The organism is Candidatus Phytoplasma oryzae (genome assembly GCF_003263355.1).
GTDB classification, from domain to species: Bacteria; Bacillota_I; Bacilli_A; order Acholeplasmatales; family Acholeplasmataceae; genus Phytoplasma; species Phytoplasma oryzae_B.
Map to the genome: position 1 here is coordinate 59,507 of NZ_JHUK01000001.1, position 17,197 is coordinate 76,703.

A 17,197-nucleotide genomic window follows, 5' to 3' on the forward strand; every position below is an offset into this window, starting at 1 on the left:
AACAACTAAATTTCTTTATCTAATTCTATTTCATAAAAAAGTAAACAATCTAAATCAAAATTAAATGTTTTTGTACTTGTAGCACCGTGCCTATTTTTAGCAATAATTAATTCAGTATAACCCTTCATATCATTATCTATATCATTTTTAAATTTACTATAATAACTTTTTCTGTATAAAAACATTACTATATCAGCATCTTGTTCGATACTGCCTGAATCTCTTAAATCAGATAAAATAGGTCTTTTATCTTCTCTTTTTTCCACTTCTCTTGATAATTGAGATAAAGCGATAACCGGAACTTTAAGTTCTCTTGCCATTTGTTTCAAACTTTTAGAAATATCCGATACTTCTTCTTGTCTATTAAAAAAATTAAAATTAGATTTATGTGGTTTACGAATTAATTGTAAATAATCCACAATAACTATATCTAATTTATTTTGATTTTTTAATTGTCTACATTGTGATATAATTTCCAAAATATTTACAGTAGTAGTATCATCAAAATAAATATTTAAAGTTTCTAACTGATAAATAGAAGCATTTAACACATTAATTTGTTTTTCACTTAAAATTCCTAACTGAATATTTTTATGAGGTATTTCGCTTATAGAACTTAAAATCCTTGTACCTAATTGTTCATTAGACATCTCTAAACTAAAAATAGCTACAGAGGCTTTTGAATTTTTATTTTTTTGAGCAATATTAATAGCTAAATTTGTCATAAAACTACTTTTTCCCATAGATGGACGAGCTGCTAAAATAATTAATTCTTCCGGTTTAAAACCTAAAGTAATTTCATCTAGATTTTGATAACCACTACTTAAACCTATAATATTATGCTCCCTACGAATATTAATAGTTTTTTCTTTAATTTCTTTCAACAAATTATTAATTCTTATAAAATTACTATTTTTTTTTCTTTGAGAAATTTTAAAAATTTTTTCTTCAGCAATATTCAAAAAACTTTGTGAATCTATTTCTTTATTATTAATTCCATCATAAACAATAGTAGAAGCTGCATTAATAACTTCTCTCTTTAAAGAAGCTTCTAACAAAAATTCAATATAATTATCTAAATGATAAATAGAAGGAAATAAACTTCCTAATTTGATTAAATATTCTTTACCGCCTTCAATATTTTTTTTTTTATCTTCTAATAAAATATAAACAGAATAATAATCAATTTCCTTTCTTTGGAAATACAGTTCTTTCATCGTCATATAAATATATTGATGATCTATATTAAAAAAATCATTAATCTCTAATCGATTGATTACATTAATTATTTGTTTCGAATCTAAAAAAATAATACCTAAAACAGCTTGTTCAGCATCTAGATAATAAGGTAATTTAAGATTTTTATGCATTTTTTAATCTTTTTTTTCCTTTATTTCTGTTTTAATAATGTTCATAATAAAAAAAGCAGTTATATCTTTATCTAAAAAAACATTAACTTTATATTGTCCCAAAGATAAAGAATCAATTTCATTATCTAATGAAATTTTCTTACTATTAATGAAAATATTATATTTTTCATAAAAAACTTCAACAATTTGATTTAAAGTAATTTTACCATAAATCTTACCCTGAGGTCCTACTTTGACTTTGATATCAATTTCTTTATTATCAATATCTTTTTTTAATTGTCTTAATAAAACAATATGTTTTTTTCGTTCTTCTTCTTGTTTTTTTTGTTTTTCTTGTAAATTTTTAATATTCTCTTTATTAGCGTAAATAGCTTTTTTTTCTCTAATTAAAAAATTACCATAACCATTATTCACTTCAATAATATCATTTTTGTGTCCTTTATTTTTAATATCTTGTAATAAAATCACTTTCATATTTTTAAAACCTTCTTTATATTCTGTAAAAATTATATTTTTTAACTTTTTATAAACTTCTTCAATATTGTCACTTTCTATTTGAGTCGCAGCACTATTGATATGTCCTCCACCACCCATTTGTTCCATAATAATTTGGACATTGCATTCGTTATAAGAACGAGCGCTAATACCGATTAAATTATCTTGTAATTTTCCAATAGTAAAAGAAGCATCGATATTCTTAATATTTAAAATATTTTCTGAAACAGTTGATAAAAAAGATCTACTTTTATAAATTTTATTACTTTTTGTAATTGCGTATTTTTCCATATAAATTTCTACTTGAGAAATTAATTCATTCATTTCTAAAATTTTTTGAAATTCTTGTCTTAACCAAAATTTAACTTTTGTTCCATCAGCTCCATGAGCAATTAACTGAGAAGCAGCATCTAAAGTTCTAGAACTTGTGCGATATATAAAATAATTAGTATCTATAACCATTCCTCCATACATAATGCTAGCTTCCAAAGGAGTAATATCTATTTTTTTATTAAGAAAATAAATTAATTCTATCAACATTTCTGTTGTTGAAGAAGATGAAGAATCTATATAAGAAAATAAAGTATTTTCAATAATTTCTTCGCTAGATCTATGATGATCAATAATAATAATGTTAGAGGTTAAATTTAATAAAGATGGACTATGAACTATATCTTTACTTTGAGTATCTAAAATGACTAATAAAGATTTTTCATTAATCATTTTTTCTGCTGTTTTAGTCATAATAATTTGTTTAGATAATTTTTTTTCTTTTTTTAAAATATCTTGAAAAATAAACTTAAAATTTGGTTCTATTTTATCTTCATCTAAAATTAAATAATGATCATAATTATTATTAATAGATAAAGCTATTTTATAAAAAGCAATCATTGAACCTAAAGAATCTAAATCAGGAAAAATATGACCCATAATAAAACAATTATTATTTTTAGTTAAAAAATCTTTTATAATTTCAGCATTTACTCTAACAGAAACTTTAGATTCTTTACTTAAAGAAATTTGTGTAGCACCAAAATATTGAATTTTTTGATTTTCTATATCAATAACTGCTTGATCGCCGCCTCTTTTTTGAGCTAATTCAATTGCGCTTTGAGCATAATAAGCTAATTGGTTGTAAGGTAAATTATAACAAGCAATTCCCATAGAAAGAGTTATTTTTAACTTATATTTATTCGAAATATTACGAATATTTTTCAAAATAAAAAATCTTTCTTCTATCATTTTTTCTAATTGTTGTCTATTTAATAAAAGTAAAAATCTATCATCTGAAAATTGTTTTAAATAACCTTCGTATACATCATTAAAATCACATAAAGCACTAAAATATTCTACTTTTATTTGTGATTGTTCTGAAAGATCACAATTTTTTAAAGAATTTTCAAAATTATCGAAAGATAAAAAAATTAGTGCAGAAGTTTTTTTATTATAAAGATTTTTAATCTTTTCTCTTTCAGTAACGTTAAAAAGATAAAAAACATTAAATTCTTTTTTATATATGCAATCAAAACTTTCTAAACCTAAATTTAAAATAGTTTGTTTTTTATTAGTTTCTAAAAGATTAAAAATCTCCATATTAAATTCATGCAATGGTTTATTTATAACATCTACAAAATTAAAAATTTTTTTAGCATAATTATTAATCCATTGAATCTCTTGTGAAATAGAATCAATAACAATAATACCTATAGGTAATTCATTAAAAACTTCTTCACCTATATCATTTACATAATAAGAAAGTTTAGACCATAAATTCAATCTATTTTTTAATCTAATAATTTCAAAATGACTTTTAAAATTAAAATAAATACAAATTATTATGAATAAAAGAATAATTTTACCAACAATACTAACAAACAAAAATAAAAAATTTTTTTTTAATTCTTCTAATAATGAATGATCAGGATTTTGAATAATTTCTTTTATCCAATTAATATCAAAATATATAGTTTGAACAATAAAACAAAAGAAAATTAAAAAAAATACTATATATTTATTTTTTTTTGTTTTAAATATTTTTAACATATTTTTGATATAACTCGTTTTCTTTTTATTATTTGAATAAATTCTTCAAATTATTAGAAATTTATTTGAAAAAATAAAAAAATAAACAAGATAGATATTAATAAAATATTTCTTGTTTATTAATTAACTGCTGAACCACAAAAAGGTATCAAAGCCATAATTCTAGCCCTTTTAATTTCTTTGGATAAAATTCTTTGCCATTTAGCAGAAGTACCTGTTGTTCTACTAGATAAGATTCTGCCTCTATTTGTAATAAATTTATTCAATAATTCTACATCTTTAAAATCAATATAAGTAAAATTATTTTGTGTAAAAAAACATACTTTTTTACGTTTTTTAAAATATTTTTTTCCTTGTTTCATATTTTCCTAAAACCTTTTTTAAATTTTTCAAAAAATATAACCTTTTAAAAAGGCATTCCATCTTCTTCTTCGATACTGATATCTTCCTCTAAATCCATTTCTTTTTCAATATCTCTATTTTGAATCTGTTCTTTATTTTGGCTTTGAAAATCATAATTTTTTTTATTATCATTATTATGAAAATCACGATTATCATCCTTAATAATATTTTTTTTTGATTCTAAAAAACGAACTAAACTACAAGTAATTTCAGTAATAGATTGCTTCTGATTATGTTCATTTTCAAAAGAATTAATACGAATACTTCCTTCTATCCCTAATAAAGCACCTTTAGAAATATATTTAACTAAATTTTCAGCTTGTTTACGCCATACAACACAACGAATAAAGTCAGTTTCTTTTTCACCTGAAGAATTAGAAAAATTTCTATCAACAGCTAAACTAAAACGAACTAAAGGGATATCACCATTTACAAAGCGTAATTCTGGATCTTTAGTTATCCTGCCTACTAGAATGACTTTGTTTATCATATTTTTTCCCCTCTCTATTAATTAAAATAAAACGAATTATTTCTTCTTTAATATTCGCGATATGATTAAATTCTTCAATATGTTTTTCATTAGCTTCAACCAATAATGTGTTATAAAAGCCTTTTTCAAATTTTTGAATTGGATAAGCAAGTGTCTTTAATTTTGCATCTTCAAAATTAAAAATTTTTCCTTTATTCAAAAAAATATCTTTAATAATATTATTAATATTTTTTATATTTTCATCATTTAATGTAGGATTTAAAATATACATTATTTCGTATCTCTTCATTTAATTTTTAAAAGCTCCTTTTAACTATACCTTTTTTATAAAAAAAATAAAAAATGTCCAATATATAAAAAAATCTATATCTTTCCAACGCAATCAAGCTAAGATTATTATAACAAATAAAAAAAAAAATATCAATCTTATTATTTGTCTTAAAAAAACAATTATATTTTTTTCAATTTTAATAAATATTTATAGATAATTAATATTAATTAAAATTTTAATTATATTATTTTAATCCTATCTTCAATTTTATCTCTTTAATTTTTTCTTCAGCTATAATTCTGACTTTTTTAGCATTTTTTTCTAAAATATCTTTTAAAATAATATTTTTTTTAAGAATAAAAAATTTTTTTTGAAGATCAGAAATTTTTTTCAAAACTAATTCAGAAACTTTTTCTTTTAAAAAAACATAAGAACTATTAAAAAAATAATTTTCTGTTTTTTTAATAGACCATTCTTTGAAACAAGAATATATAACAATAAGATTACTTATTCCTGGTTTATTATCTGGATCATATTTGATTTTATTTTCAGAATCAGTTTTAGATCTCATAATTTTTTTTTTTATATTTTCTAACTTTTCTAAAATAAAAATACAACCTCTATCTTCACTATATTCAATATCTATAGTTTGACTCTTGCTCATTTTTTTAGTAGGATCTACCAAAGATTTAATTGTATGTCCTAACTTTATAAATTCAGGTACAATAAAAGTTTTTCCATACAATTGATTAAAACGTATTGCTAAATTACGTGTTAACTCTAAATGTTGTTTTTGATCTTTTCCTACAGGAACAATATCTATATCATAAAGTAAAATGTCTGATGCCATCAAAATAGGATAAGTCAAAAAAGAAGTTCTAATATTTTTAGAAAAATTTTTTTTTTGATAATCTTTAAATTGATTCATTCTTTTTAATTCTCCTAAATAGGTATTACATTCTAATATATAGTTTAAATAAGTATTTTGATAAATATCAGATTGAGCAAATAAAAAAAAATTTTGAATATCTAATCCTGAAGCTAGATATAAAAAAGCTATACTTTCAATTCTTTTTTTTAATAAAATAGGATCTTGAAAACTCGTTAAAGCATGAAGATCTGCAATAAAAATATAAAATTCATATTCTTTAAAATATTTTTTTTGAAAAATAACTAAAGGTTTAATAATTCCTAAATAATTACCTAAAGTTAAATCACCTGTAGGTTTAATTCCTGTTAATAATCTTTTTTTTCTCAACATAAATTTAAAATTCACCTTTTAATAATCTAATCTTTTTATTTTTTTATAAAAAAATGATTATATTTATTTTTCTAATAAAACAATGATAAAAATAAAAACAAAATAGAAAATTTTAAAAAAATATTAATTTAGCTTCTTTATTAAAATTAAAGAAAATTTAATTCAAAAAAAAATTATAATAATTGTATCGAATAAAAAAAAATAGATATACAAAATAAAAAACAAATAAAAAAGAATTTAAAAAAATTAAAATATTCCTAATTCTTTTAAATTAAGTAAAAAAATAAAAAAATTTTAAAATAAACTAATAATAAATAAATTCTTTTTAAATTGGAAAATTAAAAATTTAATTTATTTTTTTAAAATAAAAAATAAAAAATCACTTTTATTCTATACCAAAAAATAATAATAAATATATGTCATCGACAAAAAAAATAATAAAAAAAATTAAAAAACAAAAAAATAATATTTATATTTATTTTTTTATTTCTCCCAAAAACTAAAAAATATTAAAACAAATAAAATAATTTGATTAGTAAAATAATACCAAATATTTTTTAATATAATAATAACAATAGAAAATTAATCTTTTTTTAAATTTAATAAAAAAATATCCCCCAAAAAATTAATTACATACAATTAAAATAATAAAAATAAAATAAAATTTAATTTTATTTAAATTTAAAAATAAATTAATTTTTTCATTTTAATTAATAAACGAATATACATAATTTTATAAATAAAAAAATAATTATTTATACATATTAAAAACTATTTATTTAAAAAAGGTAAAATTAAATAAAAAAGAGTTTGTTCTTCATTACTGGATAAAATAAAAGATTGATTAGGATCATGAAAAGAAAAAATAATTTCTTTTGTAGGAAAAATTTTTATAATTTCTTCTAAATACTTTATATTAAAAACTATAGATATATCTTCTAAAAAAGAACTTTCTAATATTTCAATAATTTCTAATGCATTACCTATCTCTTCACTATTTGAAGAAATTTCAATAATTTTATTGTTAAAATTAGTTTTAAATTTAACTATATTATCGATAATACTTCCTTCTTTTGGCAAAAATAAAGATACTCTTTCAAAAATTTTTATCAATTTTTCTTTATTTAACTTAAAAAAATAAACAAATTTTTTTTCTTCAATATTAGGTAATTGAGGATATTTTCCTTCTAAAAGAGAAGTTTGGAAAGTTAGTGAATTAGTATATAAAAAAAATCTTTGTTTATTTATAGAAAATTTTAAAAATTTTTCTTTCTCAAATTCTAAAAGTTTTATCAACTCTTCCAAACTTTTATTAGGTAAAATAACATTAAAATCATCATAATCAAAACTTAAATTAATTTTCTTTTGACTTAAACGAAAAGAATCAGTAGATGAAGCTAATAAAAAAGGTTTTTTATAAACTAAATTAACTCCAGTTAAAATAATATTTCTCTGTTTATCCTTTGAAGTAGTAACGTTAATTTCTTTAATTAACTTCTTAAAAAGATTAATTTCTATTTTGCAAAAATTATTAAAATCTAAATTAAAATCGATAAAAGGAAAATCATCTAAATAAATCATTTTTAATTTATATTCTGAAAATAAAGTTTGAATTACTAAAAAATTATTTTCCATAGAAGCTATTTTTAATATTTTGCAATCAATTTTTTTTATAATATCAATAAAATATTTTCCAGATACAATCGCAAGACCTTCTTTTTTAATTTTTAAACTTTCATCTTCTATCCTTATTTTAACAGCTATATTCATATTACTAACTTCTAAAAATAAAAAGTTTTTTTTAGTATATAACTTAATAGAATAATAAATTGGAAAAAAAGTTTTTTGAGGAAGTATTTTTTGAATTTGCATTAAATAATTCAAAAAAAAATCCTTTTTTATTTCAAAATTCATATTTTTTTAATTTCTTTAATAATTATTTATTTTTTTTAAAATAATATCTATTGATTTTTTTAAATCATCATTATTTTTAATTTCTCTTTCTATTTTTTTAAAAGCTTTTAAAATAGTAGAATATTTTCTATTTAGAAAAAAACTAATTTTTCGAAAAGATATATTATGACAACTTTTCATTAAATAAATAAAAATATGTCGAGGCAAAGTATATTTATTATGTCTTTTCTTATTTTTTAAATCATCAGAACTAATATTATAAAATTCACTTATTGTTTTTTTGATTTTATCTAGAACAAATTTATCTTTGGATATTATATTTTTATTTTTTAATATCGGATTAAGAGATTCTATAGTATTTTTTAGATTAATTTCTAAATTATAAATTTGAGAATAATTTAAAATTCTTAATAAAGCTCCTTCCATTTCTCTTATATTATCACAAAAATGATAAGAAATAAATTCTAAAATTTCTTTTTTAAATTTATTTTCTTGATTTTTTAATGATAAAATTTTTTTTTTTAAAATGTCTAAACAATGTTTAGAATCAGGTTTTTTAATATCCACTATTAATCCTGCTTCAAAACGATTAGTTAATCTTTCCATAATATTATTTAATTCTGAAACAGATTTATCACTAGTTATTACTATTTGTTTTTTATTTAACTTAAGAAAATCAAAAAGTTTAAAAAATTCAACTTGAGTTCTCTTAGCTTCTGACATCATTTGTATATCATCAACCAATAAAATATCTATATTTCGATATTTATTTTTAAAATATTCTATTTTTTCACTTCTTAATTGATTAGTAAATTCTTCAACAAAAATATCTGCTTTAACATATAAAATTTTTTTATGAGGTTTTTTTTTAAAAATATAATTCCCAATAGAATGCAAAAGATGTGTTTTTCCTAAACCAACAGAACCAAAAATATACAATGGATTTATTTTAACATCTTCTTCTAATTCAGCAATTTTCTTAGCCATTTTAAAAGCAAAAAGATTACTTTCTCCCTCTACGAAATTATCGAAACTATAATAAGGATCCAAATTAAAATTATTAAAAGAATTAAAATCTAATATTTTTTCATATTTTTCTTTTTCATGTTGAATATTGCATTTTTTTTCTAAATCTTTCAATTCTTCATAAGTTGTAAATTTAAAAGAAATTCTTTTATTAGTATATTTTCTGGATATTTCTTCTATCTTTTTTAGATAAATATTATACATTTTTCTTTTTATAAAATCATTTTCTACTAAAATAAAAAAAATACCTTTTTCTACTTTGTATGGTTTCCCGATATTTGAAAAATTTTCTTTAAAAACTTCTTGACTATAAATAATTGATAAATTATTTAAAATATTAAACCAAATTTTTTCTTCTTCTTTTGATAATTCTTTTTTTTTCATTAAAACATACCTTTAAAAAGTATTTATATTTTAAAATTTAAAAAAATTTTTAATTCACAAAATTTTTAATTTTAAAAAATAAAAATTTAAACATTCTATTTAATCAATTAAAAAATCAACTAACTTTATAAATCAAAAAAATTAAATTTTAAAATAAAATATATAAATAAAAAAATTAAAATTGATTAAATATTTAAAATAATTTTATTTATTTATTATATTTATATCGTTATAAATTATTTCATTTTTTTTATATAGTAAAATAACTTACTTTTATTTAAAATAAAAACTTTTTATTTAATAATTTTTTATTATTTTAGAATAAAGAAAAATAGTATAATATCTAACTATTTAATAAATAAAATATACCTTTATAATACTTTTTTGAATTTTTTTTATATAAACAATAATAATTAAAAAATGAAAAAAATTAATCTTTATTATTGTAAAATTATTTTATTTAATCTTAAAAGAACAAATTAGCTAACGTATTAAAACGTTAGCTTTTAATTTTATCTATTTAATATTTTTTAATTTATGATTTTTTTCTTATACATCTTATATATGAAAACAATATTCTTCGATAGATTTTTATTTCATAAAAAATATATTATTATTTAATTTCATTATTATTAACTAAAATAAATTACTATATACCACAACTTTCACATTCGTTTATTTTTAATTTTTGAGTTCTTGTATAATAAAGAGTTTTTATACCTTTATAATGAGCATATAAATAATATCTTTGTAATTCTCTAGTTGTAATATCAGATGTAATACATAATTCAAAAGAAATACCTTGATCAATATGTTTTTGAGCCATGGCGATAACATCTATTATTTTAAATTTATCCATTTTATAAGCAGTTTCATACATAAAAGAAAATTTTTCTAAAAAAGGAGATGGAAAATAAGTTTTAGAATTGCCATAAGTTCTTTCTTCTACTAATTGTCTAATAGGTGTTAAAGAAGGGGTAGCAGACATAATATAACCTATAGAACCATTAGGTGCTATCGCTAATCTATGAGAATTATATAAACCATATTTCATAACACTTTCTTTTAATTTTAACCAATCTTTTTTTGAAGGTATATAAATATTTCTAAATATTTCTTTAACCTTAGGTAAAACTGGATAAATAGGTCCTTTATCTTCGAAATATTTTCCATTAAAGTAAGTAGATTCTTCAAACTTAAAAAACCTTTTTCCAGTTTCGATAGATTTCAAATTTGAATGAAGTAAAGAATAGTAATTAATAATATTAAAAAAAACATCTATTAATTCTAAGTCTTCTTCGCTACCAAATTTTATAATTTTTTCAGAAATAAAACCATGATGACCCATCATACCAAAACCAACACTTCTATTTAATCGATTAGCTTTAGATATAGAAGGAACGTGACTAATATTAGTTTTATTAGAAACAGAATTCATAATTTCCATAGCTGAAAATACAGTTTCTTTTATTTTATTATTTTTTATCATATTTCCCATATGTCCAGAAGATAAATTACAAGAAATATCCATACCTATCTCATCTTTATCTCTTTGATCATAAAAAGAATAATGAGAAGTTATAGTTGGTTGTAAAATTTCAGTACATAAATTAGAAAATTTAATTTTATTTGAAGAAGTATTTTTTTGATTAACGTTATCGCAAAACATTATATACGGATAACCAGATTCACCTTGAAGAAGAGCTATTAATTCTAGTAAATTTCTAGGATTTATAAATTTTTTGTTAACTTTTGGGTTTTTAACTAAAATATCATACCATTTATCCATAGAAACACTTATATCTGCGAAATTTAAACCATATTCTAAAAAAACACTATGAGGAAAAAAAATAGCCATTTTTTCATTATTTTTAGCTAGTTCAATCATTTTATTAGGTATAACAACACCTAAAGATAAAGTTTTTAATCTAAAATCTTCATCAGCATTTAATTTTTTAGAATTTAAAAAGTCTTCGATATCAGCATGAAAAACATTTAAATAAACTGCTCCTGCTCCTAATCTTTGACCCATTTGATCAGCATAACGAAAAGAATAATCTAAAAGTTTTGAAACACCTAAAACTCCTTTAGAGACATTAGATATTTCTTTTATTTTTTCGCCTTTAGCTCTTAAATTAGATAAATTTATAGAAACTCCGCCTCCAATTTTAGAAAGTTGCATAGAAAATTCTACAATACGACAAATATCATTTAAAGAATCACCAGCTTCTAATAAAAAACAAGAAACAAATTCTCCTCTTTTTTTTAAACCTGTATTTAATAAAGTTGGAGTAGAAGGTGTAAAATTTTGTTCCATTAAATTATTAATTATTTTTGTAGCTAATTTAAAATTACCAGAAGAATGATATAAAGCATTTACAACAAGTCTATCTTCATAAGTTTCAAGATATTCTTTTTTATCTCTTGTTTTTAAAGAATAATCATTATAAAATTTAAAAGCGCCTATAAAAGAAGGAAATCTAAATTTTTTTTTATAAGCTATTTTATAAATTTCTTTTATTTCAGAAAAATTATATTTTTCTAAAAATTCTTTTTCATAATAATCATTTTTTACTAAAAAATCTATTTTTTCTTCTAATTTATCAAATTTTTTTATTTTAGGAATAATTTCCTTTTTAAAATATTCTTTTAGTGCTTCTTTATCTTTTTTTATGTCTTTTATATTACCTTCTTCATCTATTATTTGATTGTTTAAAAAAATCCAAGAAGGTATTTTTTGATATTTTTCATTATTTTCTTTTTTTTCATGTTCTTTAAGCCATTTTTTTAAACTTTCAACATCTTCATTCAAACCTTTTCCTTCAAATTTTAATATTAGAGGTATTTTGAATTTTTCATTAATTAAATCTCCTGCTATAGCATAATTTTTTCCATAATTTTTATTACCAGAAACCGCTACACCAATTACATTAGAAGAATATTTTTTTAGAAAATTTTCTGTATTTTTAGTTATTTTCCCAAATCCAACTGTTTTTGTTATTAAAAAAATTTTTTCATTATTATAGTTTTTAAAGTTTTCTATATGTTCGGTATTATATCCTAATTTATTAGCAAAATCAAAAACATTTCCTTGTTCATAACCATCATAAATAATTTTCATTTATATTCACTCCATTTTAAATTAAATCTATAATAATAAAAGTAAAAAAATTAATTTATTTGTAATTTATATTTTTTTAATATTTTTTAATATGATATATATAAATTTTATTAATTCTATTTTTATATGTAATTAATTATTAACAATAATATAATAACATATTATTTATCTATTTTTTTTTTCAAAAAAACATTTTTTTGAAAACAAAAAAATATTTTATGTATTTATTTAGTTATTAATTATTATTATTAGTAACTGTTAAAAATGTGAATAACTTTACATTTTAAACCGATTTTATCGTTTAATTAAAAAAAGTTATGCATATATTTAGTAAAGTTATGCATATATTTTTTATATTTTTGTTTATAATTATTTCTTTTTTTAAAAAAAATCTTTTTTTAAAAGAAAAAACATTTTTTTGAAAACAAAAAAATATTTTATGTATTTATTTAGTTATTAATGATTATTATTAGTAACTGTTAAAAATGTGAATAACTTTACATTTTAAACCGATTTTATCGTTTAATTAAAAAAAGTTATGCATATATTTAGTAAAGTTATGCATATATTTTTTATATTTTTGTTTATAATTATTTCTTTTTTTAAAAAAAATCTTTTTTTAAAAGAAAAAATGTTTTTTTTGAAAACAAAAAAATATTTTATATATTTATTTAGTTATTAATTATTATTATTAGTAACTGGTAAAAATTTTAAAATTAAAAAAATTTTTAATAAATCAAAGGAAACGAATTTGTTAAACTAATTACTTTTTTTTTAACATTTTTTAAAATTTTTTTGTTTTGATAATTATTTAAAACTTCATCAATCAAGTAAGCTATTTTAAAAAATTCATTTTCTTTCATTCCCCTAGTAGTCATAGCAGGAGTCCCTATTCTAATGCCACTAGAATAATTTATTTTCTCTTTATCAAAAGGAATGGCGTTTTTATTAACAGTTATGTTAGCTTTATTCAAAGCATTTGATGAATTTTTACCATTTAAGTTTTTGTTTTTATGTTTTACGTCTATCATTAATAAATGATTATCAGTTCCTCCGCTAATTAATCTGTAACCCAATTTTTTAAACGTATTTTCTAAAACTTTAGCATTTTTTAATACTTGTTTTTGATAAATAATAAATTTTTTTGTCGAAGCTTCTTTAAAAGCGATTGCTTTAGCTGCTATAACATGCATCAAAGCTCCTCCTTGAATTCCTGGAAAAACACTTTTATTTATTTTTTTCATAATTTCTTCGTTATTACTTAAAATAATGCCGCCTCTTGGTCCTCTTAAAGTTTTATGTGTAGTTGAAGTTACTATATCACAATTTGCTAAAAAAGGAGAAGGATGAAGATTACAAATGATTAATCCAGCTATATGAGCTATATCTGCCATTAAATAAGCATTTACCTCGTTAGCAATTTTTCTAAATTTAAAAAAATCAATTTTTCTAGAGTAAGCAGAAGCCCCAACAATTATAAGTTTAGGTTTAATTTGATAGGCTATTTTTTTAATATTTTCATAATCAATCATTTCATTTTCCGGTGAAACACCATAACTAAATGATTTAAAAAAATAACCTGAAAAATTAAATTTTGAACCATGACTTAAATGACCACCTGCATTCAAAGACATTCCTAAAATAGAATCACCAGGTTTAAGAAGAGCTTTTAAAACAGCCATGTTAGCTTGTGATCCTGAGTGTGGTTGAACATTAGCAAATTTTACATTAAATATTTTTTTAGCTCTTTCTATAGCTATATTTTCTATTTCGTCTACGAATTCACATCCATTATAATATCTATTATTTATATAACCCTCAACATATTTATTAGTCAAAATACTTCCTTGAGCTTCTAAGATAGCTGAAGAAGTAAAATTTTCTGAAGCTATAAGTTCTAGATTATTGTTTTGTCTTTTTTTTTCTTTTTTTATTAATTTGAAAATTTCTAAATCTTTTTTTTTAATATTTTTCATTTTTTAATTTAATTAATTAATCCTTATTTATTTTTTTAGTTTTTTAATACTTTTCAAAATTATATTAAATTTTTTATAAAATAATTCAAAATAATTAGAAAATAATATTGAATTTTTTTATTTTATTTTTTATGATTAATATTTTACAATATATTAAATAAAAAGACATTTTTTATTTTTTGATTATTTTTATTTTATACTAATATTATCATAATAAAAATATTTATTAATATAATCATATTTATTTTTAATAGATTTTAAACAAATTTAAATTTAAATAAATAAAAGAAATTTAGAATTAATGGTTTGGAAAAAAAATAATATGAGAATAATACCGTATGAATTGTACAAATATACTCCAAATTTATCATTATGTGCATTAAGAAAAGAATTTGGTATGTATGATTATTGTTTAAATAATAGAATCAACAACAGAGCAATGCAACCTTTTTTAAATTTGGGTAGAAATTATTTTAATTTATCATTTATTAAGTGGGTAGAAGAAATGAAAAAAAGAAATCATTATATAAATAATTTTCATTTGTTCTATTCAGCAAATAATACATATAATGAAATTAATACAGATTTTTTTTTAATTTTAGAATGTTGTATACAATGGGAAATAAAATGTTTTGTGCCATATAAAAGTAGTTTTTCTTGGTATAAAATTGCTAAAGAAAATTTAATATCAAGTCATTTTTCATTTTTGATTAATAATTTCAATTTAAAAATTTATAAAATTTTATTAATTTGGTATAAAAGTGAATTTATGAAAATAAATAAAAATGGTTTTTTTAAACCAAAAAAATTAAACATGTTACAAGTGATAGAATATTTTGATAAAAGTTTAAGATAAAAAAATATTATTTTACTTTATATTTTTTTAAACTATTAAATTATATTTATTTTTTTATATCAATTTTTATTTTATTATATTTCTTAGATGATATTCAATAAATAGTTAATTATAAAAAAATTTAATTAAAATAACTATTTTAAATTTTTTTATCATTTTTAATTTACAAATAAAAAAAAATAGATATTATGGTATAGATATATATTATTATTTAGATAATTATGATATATAGAATATTTTTTATATAAAAAAAGAGAAAGAGGTTATTAAAAAAAATGTCTAATATTAAAAAAATTTTGGCACGTGAAGTTTTAGATTCTAGAGGAAATCCTACCGTTGAAGTAGATGTATATACTGAATCTCAACATTACGGAAAAGCTATAATTCCTTCTGGTGCTTCTACTGGAGAATACGAAGCAGTAGAATTAAGAGATAATGATTCAAAAAGGTTTTTAGGCAAAGGAGTTTTGAATGCTGTTAAAAATGTTAATGAAATTATTCAACCAGTTTTAAAAGGTTTTTCAGTTTTAAAACAGTCAAAAATCGATGATATTTTGATTAATTTAGATAATACTCCTAATAAATCTAAATTAGGAGCGAATGCTATATTAGGTGTTTCATTAGCCTGCGCCAGAGCATCAGCTTCTTATTTAAATTTAGAATTATATCAATATATAAGTAATTTAATTAAAATTAAACCTAAAAAAATGCCTGTTCCTATGATAAACATTATTAACGGAGGAGTTCATGCATCTAACAATATTGATTTTCAAGAGTTTATGATTTTACCAGTAAAAGCTAATAGTTTTAAAGAAGCTTTACGTTATGGAACAGAAATATTTCATTATTTAGGTAAAGTTTTAAAAAAAAGAGGTTTACCTACTACAGTAGGAGATGAAGGAGGATATGCTCCCAATTTAAATTCTAACGAAGAAGCTTTAAAAATAATTTTAGAAGCTATTAATGAAGCTGGTTTTATTCCTGGAACAGATATTTTTTTAGGAATGGATGTTGCTGCATCAACTTTTTATGATAAAAGCATTAGTAAGTATATTTTATCTTCTGAAAATCATAAATCTTTTACAAGTGCAGAATTAGTAGATTATTATGAAAAAATTATTAATAAATATCATATTATTTCAATTGAAGATGGAATGGATGAAAATGATTTCGAAGGATGGAAAATTTTAACCGAAAGGTTAGGAAAAAAAATACAATTAGTGGGAGATGATTTATTTGTTACAAATCCTAAAAAATTAATTTATGGTATTAAAAACAAAATAGCTAATTCTATTTTAATTAAGTTAAACCAAATAGGAACATTAACAGAAACTTTAGAAACTATTCAAATAGCTCAAAAACATTCTTATACTTCTATTATTTCTCATAGAAGCGGTGAAACAGAAGATACTATAATAGCTGATTTAGCAGTAGCTACTGATGTAGGTCAAATTAAAACAGGTTCTTGTTCTCGTACTGATCGTATTGCTAAATATAATCAACTATTAAGAATAGAAGAAAATTTGAATGATTCTATCTATCCAGGTATTAATGCTTTTCCTATTTTTAAAAAAATAATTTAAAAAAA

General features: G+C 19.7%; 12 protein-coding genes. 2 read left to right on the forward strand and 10 right to left on the reverse strand.

Annotated features, from left to right (window positions below):
• Positions 1–5 precede the first annotated feature (5 nt).
• From dnaB to glyA, 10 genes are all read right to left on the reverse strand, one after another.
• A complete protein-coding gene (dnaB, locus tag DH96_RS00265) occupies positions 6–1,370 on the reverse strand; it encodes a replicative DNA helicase (protein ID WP_066539815.1) in 1,365 nt (454 codons plus the stop codon).
• Between the two features lie 3 nt (positions 1,371–1,373).
• Positions 1,374–3,908 (reverse strand): 50S ribosomal protein L9, encoded by a 2,535-nt coding sequence (gene rplI / locus DH96_RS00270; RefSeq protein ID WP_235590194.1) that lies wholly within the window; start codon positions 3,906–3,908, stop codon positions 1,374–1,376.
• Positions 3,909–4,027: 119 nt separating this feature from the next.
• Complete coding sequence (rpsR, locus tag DH96_RS00275; RefSeq protein WP_066539816.1) at positions 4,028–4,270, reverse strand: 30S ribosomal protein S18; 243 nt, start codon at positions 4,268–4,270, stop codon at positions 4,028–4,030.
• Positions 4,271–4,314: 44 nt separating this feature from the next.
• On the reverse strand, positions 4,315–4,800 hold the full coding sequence (locus DH96_RS00280) for a single-stranded DNA-binding protein (protein WP_066539818.1): 486 nt from the start codon (positions 4,798–4,800) through the stop codon (positions 4,315–4,317).
• Positions 4,763–5,089, reverse strand: coding sequence for a 30S ribosomal protein S6 (gene rpsF / locus DH96_RS00285; RefSeq protein ID WP_066539821.1), 327 nt, complete (start codon positions 5,087–5,089; stop codon positions 4,763–4,765). Before rpsF ends, DH96_RS00280 begins: the two co-directional genes overlap by 38 nt.
• A gap of 226 nt (positions 5,090–5,315) precedes the next feature.
• Positions 5,316–6,332 (reverse strand): tryptophan--tRNA ligase, encoded by a 1,017-nt coding sequence (gene trpS / locus DH96_RS00290; RefSeq protein WP_066539823.1) that lies wholly within the window; start codon positions 6,330–6,332, stop codon positions 5,316–5,318.
• 771 nt (positions 6,333–7,103) lie between these two features.
• Positions 7,104–8,246, reverse strand: coding sequence for a DNA polymerase III subunit beta (dnaN, locus tag DH96_RS00295; protein ID WP_066539826.1), 1,143 nt, complete (start codon positions 8,244–8,246; stop codon positions 7,104–7,106).
• Positions 8,247–8,261: 15 nt separating this feature from the next.
• Positions 8,262–9,656 carry a chromosomal replication initiator protein DnaA gene (gene dnaA, locus DH96_RS00300; protein WP_066539829.1) on the reverse strand — a complete coding sequence of 465 codons (1,395 nt, stop codon included), beginning with the start codon at positions 9,654–9,656 and terminating at the stop codon, positions 8,262–8,264.
• Positions 9,657–10,305: 649 nt separating this feature from the next.
• Entirely contained in the window at positions 10,306–12,777 is a 2,472-nt protein-coding gene (gene nrdE / locus DH96_RS00305; protein WP_066539832.1) for a class 1b ribonucleoside-diphosphate reductase subunit alpha, read from the reverse strand.
• Between the two features lie 728 nt (positions 12,778–13,505).
• A complete protein-coding gene (gene glyA, locus DH96_RS00310) occupies positions 13,506–14,753 on the reverse strand; it encodes a serine hydroxymethyltransferase (protein WP_066539835.1) in 1,248 nt (415 codons plus the stop codon).
• Between the two features lie 322 nt (positions 14,754–15,075).
• Between glyA and DH96_RS00315 the strand changes: the two genes are divergently transcribed.
• On the forward strand, positions 15,076–15,609 hold the full coding sequence (locus tag DH96_RS00315; protein WP_066539988.1) for a hypothetical protein: 534 nt from the start codon (positions 15,076–15,078) through the stop codon (positions 15,607–15,609).
• A 275-nt stretch (positions 15,610–15,884) separates the two neighbouring features.
• The gene (gene eno / locus DH96_RS00320; RefSeq protein WP_066539840.1) at positions 15,885–17,192 is read left to right on the forward strand and encodes a phosphopyruvate hydratase; all 1,308 of its coding nucleotides are present in this window, start codon (positions 15,885–15,887) and stop codon (positions 17,190–17,192) included.
• Positions 17,193–17,197 lie beyond the last annotated feature (5 nt).

Excerpts from the sequence above, each read along its gene's own strand:
- rpsR (WP_066539816.1), bottom strand. The coding sequence starts at position 4,270 with ATGAAACAAGGAAAAAAATATTTTAAAAAACGTAAAAAAGTATGTTTT.
- dnaB (WP_066539815.1), bottom strand. The coding sequence starts at position 1,370 with ATGCATAAAAATCTTAAATTACCTTATTATCTAGATGCTGAACAAGCT.
- DH96_RS00280 (WP_066539818.1), bottom strand. The coding sequence starts at position 4,800 with ATGATAAACAAAGTCATTCTAGTAGGCAGGATAACTAAAGATCCAGAA.
- DH96_RS00315 (WP_066539988.1), top strand. The coding sequence starts at position 15,076 with ATGAGAATAATACCGTATGAATTGTACAAATATACTCCAAATTTATCA.
- eno (WP_066539840.1), top strand. The coding sequence starts at position 15,885 with ATGTCTAATATTAAAAAAATTTTGGCACGTGAAGTTTTAGATTCTAGA.
- nrdE (WP_066539832.1), bottom strand. The coding sequence starts at position 12,777 with ATGAAAATTATTTATGATGGTTATGAACAAGGAAATGTTTTTGATTTT.
- rpsF (WP_066539821.1), bottom strand. The coding sequence starts at position 5,089 with ATGAAGAGATACGAAATAATGTATATTTTAAATCCTACATTAAATGAT.
- dnaA (WP_066539829.1), bottom strand. The coding sequence starts at position 9,656 with ATGAAAAAAAAAGAATTATCAAAAGAAGAAGAAAAAATTTGGTTTAAT.
- rplI (WP_235590194.1), bottom strand. The coding sequence starts at position 3,908 with ATGTTAAAAATATTTAAAACAAAAAAAAATAAATATATAGTATTTTTT.
- dnaN (WP_066539826.1), bottom strand. The coding sequence starts at position 8,246 with ATGAATTTTGAAATAAAAAAGGATTTTTTTTTGAATTATTTAATGCAA.
- trpS (WP_066539823.1), bottom strand. The coding sequence starts at position 6,332 with ATGTTGAGAAAAAAAAGATTATTAACAGGAATTAAACCTACAGGTGAT.
- glyA (WP_066539835.1), bottom strand. The coding sequence starts at position 14,753 with ATGAAAAATATTAAAAAAAAAGATTTAGAAATTTTCAAATTAATAAAA.